The organism is Lysobacter sp. CFH 32150 (genome assembly GCF_022758295.1).
In the GTDB taxonomy this organism is placed as follows: domain Bacteria; phylum Pseudomonadota; class Gammaproteobacteria; order Xanthomonadales; family Xanthomonadaceae; genus CFH-32150.
The window spans coordinates 137,711-150,403 of sequence record NZ_JALDWJ010000004.1 but is presented as its reverse complement, the minus strand read 5'-3'; the positions used below and the strand labels follow the sequence as shown (position 1 = coordinate 150,403).

Below are 12,693 nucleotides of genomic sequence, written 5' to 3'. Positions count from 1 at the left end.
TGCCAGCACGCGGCGGCAGCCGCAGCATGGCGGCATGAACGAACGTTGGCGTGCCGCCGTCGACCCGATGAGCTGGGCTGCGTTGATCACCTGGGTGGCGATCGGCCTGTCGCTGCGTTTGATCACGCCGCCGAACGCGCCGTTGGCGTGGGGGTTGTTGATTGCGTTCCTGCTGGCGTTCATCGCCCTGCGCGTCCTGCCCGAGCATCGGGTGCGGCTCTGCACAGCATTGCTGCTGCTCGAAGGATTGCTGGCACTGACGCTGATCTGGCTCTATCCGCGCCCCGGCACGGCGCAGATCCTGCTGGTGATCTGGGCCGCACAGCTGGCGATGATCTGGCCGCTGCGCACGGCGCTGCTCGCGGTGCTGGCGGCGGACCTGGTGTACTACTGCATCGTGCGCGAATCCGGCCACGGCACGCCCATGCTGGTCGTCACCGTCAACGCCGGTTTCCAGCTCTTCGCCGGCTTGTGCGCGCACTACGCACGCCGCGCGGAACAGGCGCGCGACCAGTTGCTGCTGGTCAACGCCGATCTGCTGGCGACGCGCGCGCTGCTCGCCGATAGCGCACGCGATAGCGAACGCCTGCGCGTGGCGCGTGAATTGCACGATGTCGCTGGCCACAAGTTGACAGCGCTCACCTTGAACCTGCGCGCGCTGGCGCAGGAACCCGCGTTCGCGCAGCGGCACGAAGTCGTGCTCGCGCAACAACTGTCCAGCGAACTACTCGGCGATATCCGCGGCGTGGTGGATGCATTGCGGCGCGAACGCGGCCTCGACCTCGCCACCGCGCTGCGCGCGCTGGCCGCGCCGATGCCGAAACCGGTGTTGCAGCTGCGCATGGCCGGGGATGTCCGCGTCGACGATCCGGCGCTGGCGGAAACCATCCTGCGGATCGTGCAGGAAGCGCTGACCAATGCCGCCCGCCATGCCGGTGCCAACACGTTGCATGTGTCACTCACGCGCAACGCCGATGCGTTGCAACTCACCATCGACGATGACGGCCGCGTGCGTGGCGCCTGGCAACCCGGCAATGGCCTCACCGGCATGCGCGAGCGGATCGAGGCCTATGGAGGCGCCGTGCACTTCATGCTGGCGCCCGCCGGTTCGCTGCGCATCGAAGCACAGCTTCCTGCAGGCGCATCGCCCGCATGAACAGTGCAGCCATCCGTATCGCCTTGGCCGACGACCAGGCGCTGGTGCGCGCGGGTTTGCGCGCGCTGTTGGAACGTCAAGGCATTGCCATCGTGTTCGAGGCCGACGGCGGCGAAGCGCTGCTCGCCCAACTCGCGCAGCAACCGGTCGACGTGGTGCTCAGCGATATCCGCATGCCCGGTGTCGACGGCATCGCCGCCTTGCAGGCGCTGCGCGCACGCGGCGACAGCACGCCGGTGTTGCTGCTGACCACCTTCGACGACAGCGACTTGCTATTGCGCGCGACCGAGGCCGGCGCGCAGGGCTTTCTGCTGAAAGATGCCGCGCCGGAAGACCTGCGCGACGCGATCACTCGCGTCGCCCGCGGCGAAACCCTGCTGCAGCCGGTGAGTACCGAACCGGTGCGCGCGCGCTATCAGTACCACGCCGCCCACGCCCCACGCGAAGCCTTCAGCGAACGCGAAGTCGCGATCCTGCGCCTGCTCGCCGGTGGCTACTCCAACAAGGAGATCGCGCGTGCGATGTTCCTGGCCGAAGGCACGGTGAAGAACTACGTATCGGTGATCCTGGAGAAGCTCGACACCCGCGATCGCACCCGGGCAGTGCTGAAGGCGATCACGCTGCGGGTGATCTAGAGCGACATGTGCTTCCTTGAATTGTTGGCACGAAATTGGAGCTGAAATGAACATCTCTGAATTGCTGCGATGGCAGTGGGAAGGCTATCCGCGCTATCACCGCTCCCGGCGCAATCTGCTGCTCCACATCGTGCTCGTTCCCTTGTTTCTTTTCGCCAATCTTTCGCTCGTCATTGGCTTGATTCAAGGTTCGTGGCTCGTGGCCCCCGTTGCAGTTCTTGCAATGATGGCATCCATTGCACTGCAAGGCCGCGGGCATCGCGATGAGGCGGTACCGCCAGAGCCTTTCACCAGCGCTGCAAATGCAATATCACGCATCTTCCTGGAGCAATGGCTTACCTTCCCCAGATTCGTGCTGTCTGGTGGGTGGTTGAATGCGTTGCGTCATGCATCCGCTCGCTGACCAATTCATTCAACAGGCGTTAGCCTCAGCGCGCCGCCGGGTCATACAGGTTGAGCAGCACCGGGACCGCCATGCCCAACAGGTTCGCCAGCATGTGTCCGGCGATGGTCCAGCGGATGCTCTTGCTGCGGCGATAGACGACCGCCCAGATCACGCCAACGAAGAACAGCGCAGCAATCACCGGCCATTGGCGCATGGCCGTGGCATGCACGCCCCAGATCAGCGGATGGCTGAGTGCGAACCACGCGGCGGAGTAGACCACGCTGAGCAAGCCGCCCCATGACGCGGTCGCATCCATCAGCATGCCGCGCCAGTACGCTTCCTCGAACCACGGATTGATCAGGCCGAAGGCAAGCCAGAAAACCAGGATCGATGGCTCGCGGACGATCTGCCAGTGCGCAAGGAACCCAGGAAGCGAGAGCAACCCGACGCCGACACCCAGCGCACCCCATAACATCGCGCCCTGCGCCGGCTGCAACCACCGGGCAAGGGCACGGCGACCGCCAAACCAGTTGACCGCGATGGCGATCGTCGTCCAGAACAACAACATCGTGGGCACCCATGCCCACACCCCCAGCCTGGCTCCCGCGACATGCTGCGCCGGTATGCACACGGCCATCAGCACCAAGGGTGACAGCGCCGCCAGCAGGCGGCTGCGCCCAGCCGCTTCCCCGTGGACTTGCGTATCCATTCGCATCTAATGCAACTCCGGGATCAAACCGGCCGCGACGCAGCTGCGGCTCAGTTGGTTGGTTAGCCCTGCGGTCGCTCAGGATGTTGTGGCAACGCGTCGTGGATATCGAACCAGTCGGCTTTCGACGCCACGAAGATATGCGCACCAGGGCCTTCCGATAACGGCGTGTCGAGCGTACCCAGCCGGACGCGAACCTGCGGAAGGTTGCCGCGGCGGCTCATGATCGGAGACCCGCAGCGCAGGCAGAAACTGCGCTGCATGTTTTCGCTGGAACTGAAACTGCCGAGCGATTCCTCGCCCTGGACGATGACGAAGTCCCCAGCGGCGACGACGACATTCGAGGCGAATGCCGATCCGCTGGCCTTGCGGCAACGCGAGCAATGGCAGTAGAAGGCCGGTCCCAACTCGCCGCGAATCTCGTACTTCACCGCACCACAAAGACAGCTACCCGTGTGCATTGATGCTCCTCATGGGCTGTTCCATGCTTTTTCCTATCGGTACGAAAGCGTCGCCGCCTGGCGCCTGAATCTGGTCGCGCGGCAGCGGCTTGGGCTTGAATGGATTGCTATGCGGCACCCGAGCCGCCACTCGCAATATCAAAGTGCAGGACACCCTCACGAGTGCCAAGCTTTGTATACAGCGCGATGGCGGGGTCATCAACCAAGTCTGCCTGCACGAAGATCACGTAGGCGCCGCGCAAAGACGCAATGTCCTTGAGCTCCATGATCAATGCGGTGGCAATACCTTGCCTCCTGTGCGCATCGGCCACTGCCAGGTCGTAGATGTAAATCTCACTACGCTCTTGTTCGAACTTGGGTAGTACATAAGCCGCAATGGCTCCGACAACCTCGTCGTCCTTGAGGGCAGCAAGCGCAATGAAAGTGTCGCTCTCAAGCAGGCGCTCCAGGTAGGTCGTGCTTGGTTGAGAGCTAATGTAAGTCTCCTTGTCTTCAAAGGCCGTACCGAACATAGCCAGCACCGCTCTCATCATCGGAGCATCGCTTCTGCCAAGAGCATGGATGGAGAACGGAGTAGGAGACATGTGGAAACTCCAAGGGCCTATCCTCATCGCGCGACAGACTGTCAGCGTCGTGCGGGATATGCACGGCATGTTCATGTGGCGTTGGCAGGGCGTCAAGGCAGCCCGTTGCGCAAAAAACACAACTCAGCCGACGGTCTCCGACGCCACGTCCATCGCGCGCAGATAAGCCGTGAAGCCGCGCGCCGGATCGTCGGCGAAGATCTCGCCAGTGGTCGCGAACTCAACGATGCGGTCGGGACGGAAGTTGCGAAAGTCGCGACGCAACCGGCACCACGCCCCCAGCGTCCAGCTGCCGCCCCAGAACGCCAGGCACAAGGGTTCGACTTCGCGCGCGCTGGCGGCCTGGCGATCGTCGCGATAGTCCAGGCGCAACACGGCCTGCGCCTCGATCGCCGCATGCAACTGTTCGACCAGGCGGTTGGCTTCGGCCCGCGCCGACAGCGTCGGCGCGAAGATGCGGGTGCGCCCGCTACGCTCGCGAAGTTCCGGTGGCAGCACCGCCTCGATCTTCAGCAACGCCGCGGTGGCGCTGCGGCCAAGGCGTTCGCCGCCGAAGGCACGCACGAAGCGCGTGCCGACCACCAGGGCTTCGAGTTCGTCGGCGTTGAACATCAGCGGCGGGATATCGCTGCCCTTGCGCAGCATGTAGCCGACGCCGGCCTCGCCTTCGATCGGCACGCCCGACAACTGCAGGTCCGCGACATCGCGATACACCGTGCGCAGGGAGACGCCGAGCGTCTCGGCGAGGCTACGCGCGGGCAAGGCGGAACGGCGGCCACGCAGGGCATGGATGATGAGGAACAGTCGGTCGGCGCGGCGCATGACGGCATGATCGCCTTACGCCGTGCCTTCGTTCAATCGAGGCGCGTGATCAATGCGGCGACATCAATGTGGTGAAAACAGGCCGACGCGATTCCCTTCGCTGTCGCGAATGTGTGCGAACACACCAATGTTGTCGTGCAATTCGGTCAGCGGCAGCAGCACCGCGCCACCGAGTTCCGGTGCGCGCTGCAGCAGCGGACGGATGTCGTCGACGTTGAGGTAGACGATCGAGCCACCGCTTTCGGAGGGCGCATACACTTCGTCCCAGCGCACCAGCGCGCCGGCGGCATTGGGCTTGTCGCCAGCGGGGAAGATCGCCTGGTCGATGTCTTCGCTGAAGCGTTCGCGCTTGAGCGCGACGCCAAGCAGGGTCTGGTAGAACGCCTGCGCGCGGTCGAGGTCGCGGGCTGGGATTTCGAACCAGGCGGGAACATTGGGCTTGAGCATGACGCGTCTCCTGTGGCGTGCAGGGTGCACGCCGACAGGATGCCCGGGGGCTGCTGCCAACCTGGTGTCAGCAATGCCCGCGCGGCAGTTCAGGGCGCTGGTGCCTGCGGCCAGTCGGCCCGGTCGGGTTCGTCGGCATAAAAGTCCGCTGGATCGATGCCTGACGTCGCCGCACCCGGCTTCACCACGACCACGCGCAGCGCGTGGTCGGTGCAAGCCGCGTCGAGTTCCGGGACGCATTCGCTGTAACCGCCCGGCGTTGCCCCGTCTTCCTTCGGGAAGGCGACGACGAGATAGTCGCCGCGCGGTACGGCATCGATGCGGTAACTGGCTTCGTCTTTGGAAGTCGACGTGCAATACGGCGTGCCGTTGGCCAGTTCGAAGGCACAGACGCGCATCGGCGGCAAGGATTCGCCGGGATAGCTCAACGCGCCAGCGATCGCACCGTCATCGAGCGCGCCCTGCGCCAGCGCACACAGCACCGCGGTATCGCCGAGATCGGACGCAGCGGCCAGTTGCGCGCCGGTTGCTGGCAACGTCGCCCGCACGATGTCGGCAGGTGCCGGCAGCAGGATGGTCGCGCGGTTGCCCTCAATCGATTCCACGCTGAACCAGCCAACTGTCGCACTGCCGAACGCCAACGGCGGGGCGATGGCGCATCGCATCGGATAGCCCGCGTTGTCGCACGTCACCTTCGGATCCTGGCGGAATTGCGCTTCGAAGAAAGCCCGCCCCTGTTTCAGCGCGTCGGGGTCGCGACAGGTCAGGATCGTGCGTAATCGTTTTCCGCCATCCGGCGCTGGCGACGCACTCGCAACGCCGGGTGCTTGCGCCGGTGACACGCTCGACGCCGCAACATCGGACGCCGCGGGCTGACACGCCGACAGCAAGCCAAGTCCCAGGATCAGGCAGACAGATCGCATCGTTATTCTCCGCAGGATTCGCTATATGGATGGCGCGGCGTGGACGGCATACGGCCGGCAAGCGCGGCGGGCTTCGGCGACAATAGCGACCCCGCCGTCCGCCCGCCATCGTCATGTCGCAGCCCGCTCCAAATCCCGCCCCCAGCGCCATATCCCTCACCCGTTACCTGATCGAGGAACAGCGCGGCGGCCGCATCAGCGCCGACCTGCGCTTGCTGATCGAAGTGGTTGCACGCGCGTGCAAGACGATCTCGATCGCGGTCGGCAAGGGCGCGCTCGGCGGCGTGTTGGGCGACGCTGGGACAGGCAACATCCAGGGCGAGGCGCAGAAGAAACTCGATGTGATCGCCAACGACGTGCTGCTCGAAGCCAATGCCTGGGGCGGCCACCTCGCCGGCCTCGCGTCGGAGGAGATGGATCATTCGCAGCCCATTTCCGACTTGGCCCCCGACGGGTCTCCGCGCGGCAACTACCTGCTGCTGTTCGATCCGCTCGATGGTTCGTCGAATATCGACGTCAACATTTCGGTCGGCACGATCTTCTCGGTGCTGCGTTGCCCCGACGGCGTGACCACGCCCGGCGACGAGCATTACCTGCAGCCGGGCACAGCCCAGGTCGCGGCCGGCTACTGCACTTACGGGCCGAGCACGATGCTGGTGCTCACGGTCGGCAACGGCACGCATGCATTCACGCTCGATCGCGAGGTCGGCGGCTTCGTGCTGACCACACGGGGCATGATGATCCCGGAAGAGACCAAGGAGTTCGCAGTCAACGTATCCAACCAGCGCTATTGGCAACCGCCGATGCAGCGCTACATCGGCGACCTGCTGGCCGGCAAGGAAGGTCCGCGCGGCAAGGACTTCAACATGCGCTGGGTCGCGAGCATGGTCGCCGACGTGCACCGCATCCTCACCCGCGGCGGCATCTTCAGTTATCCGCTCGATGCCAAGTGCATCGACAAGGGCGGCAAGCTGCGGCTGATGTACGAAGCCAATCCGATGAGCTTCCTCGTCGAGCAGGCCGGCGGCGCCGCGAGCACCGGCCGCGCGCGGATGATGGAAGTGCAACCGCACCACCTGCACCAGCGCGTGCCGGTGTTCCTCGGCAGCAAGCGCGAGGTGGAAGCGGCGGTGCGTTACCACGTCGAGCACGACGCCGCGGTCCCGGCATGACAGTCGCGACATGACGAACGCCGCCGATTTCATCGAAGTCACCGAGGACGCGCTCGATCGCGCCAGTTGCGCCGCGATCGTCGCGCGCGTGCGCGCCAGCGCCGGCCTGCAGCCGGGCCGCGTCGGCGGCGGCGTGTTCCCGGAGTTGAAGCACAGTCGCGATTTGTCGCTGCAGGGCAAGCCGGAATGGGCCGATGTCGAGGGTGCCTTGAATCGCGCTGTGTTCAGCGGCCTGCTGCGTTATGTCCGCCGCTATCCGCAGGCCCTGATCGCACCGCTGATGCTGCAACAACCGGACGCCAGCGGCGCATTGCAACGCCTGAGCGCCGAAAGCTTGGCGGCGATGGACGATGCCGCACTCTCGCCGCTGCTCAGCACCTGCCTGCGCCCCGGCGCCATCAACCTGCAGTGGTATACGGCGGGCCAGGGCGGTTATCCGTATTGGCATTGCGAGTTGTATCCGCGCGATGCGAGTGCGGAAACCCTGCACCGGCACCTGTTGTGGACGATCTACTTGAACGAGGAGTTCGCCGAAGGCGAAACCGAATTCCTGTTCCAGCAGCGCAAGATCGCGCCGCGCGCCGGCAGCCTGCTGATCGCGCCAACCGCGTTCACGCATACCCATCGCGGCAATCGGCCACAGGGCGGCGACAAGTTCATCGCGACGAGTTGGATCCTGTTCCAGCGGGCGGAGATGCTGTTTCCGGCGAAGTGATTTCTCGCCGATCCCGGAGAGGAAAGGCTATTCCGTGGTCGGCTGGTTCAGTTCCAGCCAATACATTCCCAGCTGTTTCACCGCCCATACGAACTGGGCGAAATCGGCCGGCTTCTGCAGATAGCTGTTCACGCCCAGCGCGTAGCAGGTATCGATGTCAGGCGGCTCGACGCTGCTGGTCAGCGCCACCACCGGCACGGCGCGGGTGGTGGGGTCGGCGCGGATCGCCTGCACCACGTCGCGGCCGTCGAGCTTGGGCAGGTTGAGGTCGAGCAGGATCAACACCGGCAGATTGTGGCGGTCGCGGCCGGCGTGTCGCCCGCGCGCGAACAGCCAATCCAGCGCTTCGGCACCATCGCGGACTACCGTCAGCGGATAGGCGATGTTCGCCTCGGCGAAGGCAAGGCGCGTCAGCTCGATGTCGTCAGGATTGTCCTCGACCAGCAGGATGGTTTTTTGCGCCATTACGCCGCTCGTGCCTCCGGCGAGCGTGGTCCCAGCGAGCGCGTTTCCGGGAGGAGGACGCGGACGGTGGTGCCGACTCCCACGATCGACTCGATCCGTAGCTGTCCGCCATGCCGTTCGATCACGCGTTTGGCGATCGCCAGGCCCAAGCCGTTGCCACCGCCCTGTTCCGGCCCGTGCAAGCGCTGGAAGGGTTCGCCGAGCTTGTCCGCATACGTCATGTCGAAACCGCTGCCCTGGTCTCGCACCCATAGTTCCAGGTCGGCGCCGGCGCTGTTGCCACCGACTTCGATCCGGGTGCATTCGCGCTCGCTCGAGAATTTCCAGGCGTTGTCCATCAACTGGCCGAGCATCGTCTTCAACAGGCGCTCGTCGCCGATCGTGTGCAGGTCCGGCTGTACCACCACCTCGGCCAAGCGGCCGGGATGGGCGTCCTGCAATTCGGCCCCGACCCAGTCGGCGAGCAGGCTGAGATCGACCGGCGCCGGTCGCAGTTCGGCGCGGGTGGCACGGGAGAGCTCCAGCAGGCCATCGATCATGCTCGCCATCTTGGTGGCGGCGCCGCGGATGCGCTGCAGGTGTTCGCGGCCGAGTTCATCGAGCTGGTCGTGGCTGTGTTGTTCCAGCAGCCAGGAAAAGCTGTCGATCGCGCGCAGCGGCGCGCGCAAGTCGTGGGAGACGCCGAACGCGAACAGTTCCAGCTGCCGGTTCAGCGCCTGCAGGTCGGCGGTGCGCGCCTGCACGCGCAGCTCGAGGGTGTCGTTGAGCTCGCGCAGTGCGCGCTCGGCTTCGCGTTGCGCGGAGATATCGCGCAGTTGCGAGATCAGGTATTGCGGCCGACTTTCCGCATCGCGCATCAGCGCGGTGTTGACCTGCACCCAGAGGGCATGGCCGTCGCTGTGCAGATAAAGTCTCTCTGCGTCGATGGTGTCGATACGGCCATGCACCAGGTCGCTGAACGCGGCATCCGCTTCGCCGAGATCGTCCGGATGGACGACCTCGCGCATGTTGTGGCCGAGTAATGCTTCACGCGCATAACCCAGCAAGCTGCACAGCGCCGGATTGACGTTCAGCCATGCGCCGTCGAGCGACACGATCGCCATGCCGATCCCGGACGAGGCCATGGCCAGCCGGAAGCGGGCATCGGAAGAAGGATCGGCGTAGGCGTCGCTGGCGAGCACGGGTGATTTGGGTGGTGGACTCGTCAGAGTGTATGTGCGCGGCTTGTGTAGGTGGCGTTGAGGCCGCTCGAATCAATGGAAGCGGGAAGCTGCGAAAGCCAAAGTCCCTTGCTTTCGCAGGAATGACGAGCAAAAGCCCGCAGAAGCCGCACTACGGCGGCATCAGACAATTCACCCTGAGGCGACGTTTTCCGCGGCACGACGATTCTAGAAGCGCCCAGACCAATCTCATTTGGTCGACTGAGCGAGGTAACCGAGGATGGCATTTCTCGTGGTACTTCTCCCCTGTTCTCCAGACCAGAAAGTTTCATCGTGCATCGTCCGCGGCGGAAGGGATGAGTCGGGCCACAATACGAGATGCTGGTTCAATATTGACGAAGCACTAGGCGCCGGCAAACGGGCCGGCAACAGCTGTGTGCAGTTCTGCTGGGCGCAGGTGCTCTCTGACGGTGCGGTTGAGCTGAGCGGTGGTTATCGCGCCAAGCTTGTCGGCGAACTCGTGAATGAAGTTCGGTCCCCAGCCCAGCTCCGCGCCAAACAGGATGGTTTCGCTCAGCCCGGAAAGCGTTGCCAGGCTGATATGAAACACGCCGATGGCTTCGAGTCGCTTGGCGGCAAGCTCCTGCGCGGTAACGCCCTCGTCAACGAAACGGCTGATTTCCGCATGGGTCGCCGCCAGCCCGGCATCGAGCTTGTCCGGGCTCAGCGACAGGTCGATCTGCCAGTGGCCATCGAACTCGCAGTCCGGCTTGGCCAACTCGGAGCGAATGGCGTAAGTAAGCCCCTGTTCCTCGCGCACGGCAGTGGACAGGCGGGAAGTAAATGCGGCCCCGAGAACATGATTGGCCATCCATAGCGCCAGGTAATCCGGATGGTCGCAGCGGACGGTCAGCCCGTGCCCAAGCGCGACATCGAAATTTTCGCGCCCTGGCACAGGTATCTCGACCACCGTCGCCGAGTTTGCGAGCACGCCTAGTTCGCTGCTCACGCGCCCTGGTCGCGGCGACCACGGGGCCAAGTGCCGGTCAATTTCCGCAGCAGTCGCCAACGGATCGATGTCGCCAACGGCCACGACACAGAGATTGTTCGCAGCGAAGTGCTCGCGGTGGTATCTGCGCACGTCGTCGACAGTCAGCTGTTGGATGTGCGAGACCTGCCCGGCAAGCTCGGTTTGGTGCCGCGGATGCTGCGCTGGGTAGAGGATGCGCGAAAGGGCATCCGCCGCCAGGACGGCTGGGTCGGTCGCGCGGTATTGCAGTTCTGCGATCAGGCGCGCCTGTTCGGTAGCGAAGCCTTCTGCGTCGAACCTCGGCTCGCGCAGGCACTCCGAAAGCAGTTCCGTTACCAGGGGCAGATCCCCGGCACAGGCTCGGGCGGAAAACGTTACACGCCGCATCTCGGACTCTACCGACAGCGAAGCGCCACGGCTTTCCAGCAGATGCGCGATCTCGAATTGATTGCGCTGCCGGCTTCCGCAGGTCACCAACGCAGCGACCAACTGTTGCAGCAGCAGTTCACCGCGGTCGCCAGCCGGCTCGGTTTGGAACGAGCCGGTCAGCGCGACCAAGGAAGGCGTGGCCGCGCGAAGCCCAAAGAAGCGACCGTGCGTCAGCGGCAGGCCGACAACAGCCTCTTGTTTCCGCAGTTGCACGATCGCCGTCATTGCAGCTGCGCCGAGTCGCCAGCGGAGGACGCAGCCCGAGGTTCATCGGTGGCTTGGACGAGGTAGCCAACAGTCAGCCGTTCATCGGTCAGGTACTGGCGGGCGACTCGCTGCACGTCGGCAGTTGATACCGCGCCGTACCGATCGACTGCCGTCGAGTATGACGTCCAGTCGCCAGCGGCGATGGCTTCGTTGAGCTGCATGGCGATAACCAAGGGACCGTCGCGCGAGGTCAGCAGGCTGCCACTTGCCTGGCCCTTGGCTCGCTCCAACTCTTCGTGCGACACGCCGTGGTTGCGGATGTCGCCGATGGCGTCGCGGATAAGCTGCTCCACTCGATGATGATCCTGGCTCGCGCCAAGCAGCGCCTGCACCAGGAACAGCCCAGGATGCTTCAACCTCGGTGAGCTCGACCATGCACCAGCGGCTAGTTGGGTGATGACCAGTTGCCGATACAACCTCGACAGCTTGCTGCCGGCCAGTATGCTGCCCAGCAACTCCAGTGCATCCGCGTCTCGACTCAGGCCAGTGCTTGTCTTGTAGGCGAGCATGATCCAGCCTGGTTGGCACGACTGCTCGACCACGACCCGGCGTTCGCTGCGCTGCTCGGGTTCGGCCTCATGACCTGCATCAGGCAGGTTATCGGCCGCCGGCACGTGCGCGAAGTGTCGGCCGACAACCTCCAGGACATGCTCGCGCCGAACGTCGCCAATGACGGTAACGGTAGCGTTGTTGGGCCAGTAGTAGCTGTTGTAATGCTGAAGCAAGCTGTCGCGGGTAAAGCCTTGTATGTCCTCGCGGGTGCCGAGCACCGGCGCGCCATAGGGGTGGCTGGCGAACGCCGTGCTCCACACCGATTGGTAGAGTTTCTCCAGCGGATTTCCGGCGTGCTGATCGTGCTCGTTGAGCACGACCGTCCTCTCCGCTTCCAGATCGCGCAGGTCAATCCGGAGTTTGCGCATCCGGTCCGCCTCGATTTCGGCGACAAGCTCCAGATGGCTGGTCGGGGCCAGGCTGAAATAGTTGGTGCGATCAAGCCAGGTGGTTGCATTGATCAGGGTGCCCACCGGCTGCAGCAGGTCATAGATTGAAGTTCCCAGCTGCTTGTTGAAGCGGGCGCTACCCTTGAACATCATGTGTTCGAGCATGTGGCTGGCGCCGTTGAATCCGCTGGTTTCGTGGCAGCTGCCCACCTCGTAGGTCACCATCAGCAGCGCCACCGGAAACGCAGGGGCGTCCATGGTCAGCAACCTCAGGCCGTTGGTGGCAAGGCGATACTCCTCGATGCCGCCTGCGCTGCGAATGAAGCGGAAATTCGATCGGCCGCTATCGCCGCCAATGGTATGAGTGGGCGAATGATGCATCCCTGTGCTTC

At 64.4% G+C, this 12,693-nt stretch carries 15 protein-coding genes; 5 read left to right on the top strand and 10 right to left on the bottom strand.

Annotated elements, in window-relative coordinates:
* Positions 1 to 34 precede the first annotated feature (34 nt).
* The 3 genes from MO486_RS08820 to MO486_RS08810 are packed head-to-tail and all read left to right on the top strand — an operon-like array spanning position 35 to position 2,194.
* Positions 35 to 1,156 (top strand): histidine kinase, encoded by a 1,122-nt coding sequence (locus MO486_RS08820; RefSeq protein WP_242906379.1) that lies wholly within the window; start codon positions 35 to 37, stop codon positions 1,154 to 1,156.
* Positions 1,153 to 1,791 carry a response regulator transcription factor gene (locus tag MO486_RS08815; RefSeq protein ID WP_242906377.1) on the top strand — a complete coding sequence of 213 codons (639 nt, stop codon included), beginning with the start codon at positions 1,153 to 1,155 and terminating at the stop codon, positions 1,789 to 1,791. Before MO486_RS08820 ends, MO486_RS08815 begins: the two co-directional genes overlap by 4 nt.
* Positions 1,792 to 1,837: 46 nt before the next feature.
* On the top strand, positions 1,838 to 2,194 hold the full coding sequence (locus MO486_RS08810) for a terminase (RefSeq protein WP_242906375.1): 357 nt from the start codon (positions 1,838 to 1,840) through the stop codon (positions 2,192 to 2,194).
* Positions 2,195 to 2,219: 25 nt separating this feature from the next.
* Here the strand turns inward: MO486_RS08810 and MO486_RS08805 are convergent, their stop codons facing one another.
* The 6 genes from MO486_RS08805 to MO486_RS08780 all read right to left on the bottom strand — a co-directional run bounded on the left by MO486_RS08805 (position 2,220) and on the right by MO486_RS08780 (position 6,122).
* Positions 2,220 to 2,885 carry a CPBP family intramembrane glutamic endopeptidase gene (locus tag MO486_RS08805; protein ID WP_242906373.1) on the bottom strand — a complete coding sequence of 222 codons (666 nt, stop codon included), beginning with the start codon at positions 2,883 to 2,885 and terminating at the stop codon, positions 2,220 to 2,222.
* Between the two features lie 62 nt (positions 2,886 to 2,947).
* Complete coding sequence (locus tag MO486_RS08800) at positions 2,948 to 3,346, bottom strand: GFA family protein (RefSeq protein WP_242906371.1); 399 nt, start codon at positions 3,344 to 3,346, stop codon at positions 2,948 to 2,950.
* A 107-nt stretch (positions 3,347 to 3,453) separates the two neighbouring features.
* The gene (locus MO486_RS08795; RefSeq protein ID WP_242906369.1) at positions 3,454 to 3,930 is read right to left on the bottom strand and encodes an AAC(3)-I family aminoglycoside N-acetyltransferase; all 477 of its coding nucleotides are present in this window, start codon (positions 3,928 to 3,930) and stop codon (positions 3,454 to 3,456) included.
* A gap of 123 nt (positions 3,931 to 4,053) precedes the next feature.
* Positions 4,054 to 4,752 carry a YafY family protein gene (locus tag MO486_RS08790; RefSeq protein WP_242906368.1) on the bottom strand — a complete coding sequence of 233 codons (699 nt, stop codon included), beginning with the start codon at positions 4,750 to 4,752 and terminating at the stop codon, positions 4,054 to 4,056.
* 63 nt (positions 4,753 to 4,815) lie between these two features.
* Positions 4,816 to 5,199 carry a VOC family protein gene (locus tag MO486_RS08785; protein WP_242906367.1) on the bottom strand — a complete coding sequence of 128 codons (384 nt, stop codon included), beginning with the start codon at positions 5,197 to 5,199 and terminating at the stop codon, positions 4,816 to 4,818.
* A gap of 89 nt (positions 5,200 to 5,288) precedes the next feature.
* Positions 5,289 to 6,122 (bottom strand): hypothetical protein, encoded by an 834-nt coding sequence (locus MO486_RS08780; RefSeq protein ID WP_242906366.1) that lies wholly within the window; start codon positions 6,120 to 6,122, stop codon positions 5,289 to 5,291.
* Positions 6,123 to 6,235: 113 nt separating this feature from the next.
* Between MO486_RS08780 and MO486_RS08775 the strand changes: the two genes are divergently transcribed.
* A complete protein-coding gene (locus tag MO486_RS08775) occupies positions 6,236 to 7,294 on the top strand; it encodes a class 1 fructose-bisphosphatase (RefSeq protein ID WP_242906365.1) in 1,059 nt (352 codons plus the stop codon).
* Positions 7,295 to 7,304: 10 nt separating this feature from the next.
* A complete protein-coding gene (locus MO486_RS08770; protein ID WP_242906357.1) occupies positions 7,305 to 8,009 on the top strand; it encodes a 2OG-Fe(II) oxygenase in 705 nt (234 codons plus the stop codon).
* Between the two features lie 27 nt (positions 8,010 to 8,036).
* Here MO486_RS08770 and MO486_RS08765 read toward each other — a convergent pair whose 3' ends face one another.
* The 4 genes from MO486_RS08765 to MO486_RS08750 form a co-directional block, all read right to left on the bottom strand.
* A complete protein-coding gene (locus tag MO486_RS08765; RefSeq protein WP_242906356.1) occupies positions 8,037 to 8,474 on the bottom strand; it encodes a response regulator in 438 nt (145 codons plus the stop codon).
* Positions 8,474 to 9,655 (bottom strand): PAS domain S-box protein, encoded by a 1,182-nt coding sequence (locus tag MO486_RS08760; RefSeq protein ID WP_242906353.1) that lies wholly within the window; start codon positions 9,653 to 9,655, stop codon positions 8,474 to 8,476. Before MO486_RS08760 ends, MO486_RS08765 begins: the two co-directional genes overlap by 1 nt.
* Positions 9,656 to 10,037: 382 nt before the next feature.
* Complete coding sequence (locus MO486_RS08755; protein ID WP_242906352.1) at positions 10,038 to 11,318, bottom strand: pitrilysin family protein; 1,281 nt, start codon at positions 11,316 to 11,318, stop codon at positions 10,038 to 10,040.
* Positions 11,315 to 12,682 carry a pitrilysin family protein gene (locus MO486_RS08750; protein WP_242906351.1) on the bottom strand — a complete coding sequence of 456 codons (1,368 nt, stop codon included), beginning with the start codon at positions 12,680 to 12,682 and terminating at the stop codon, positions 11,315 to 11,317. The genes MO486_RS08755 and MO486_RS08750 overlap by 4 nt, the downstream gene beginning before the upstream one ends.
* Positions 12,683 to 12,693 lie beyond the last annotated feature (11 nt).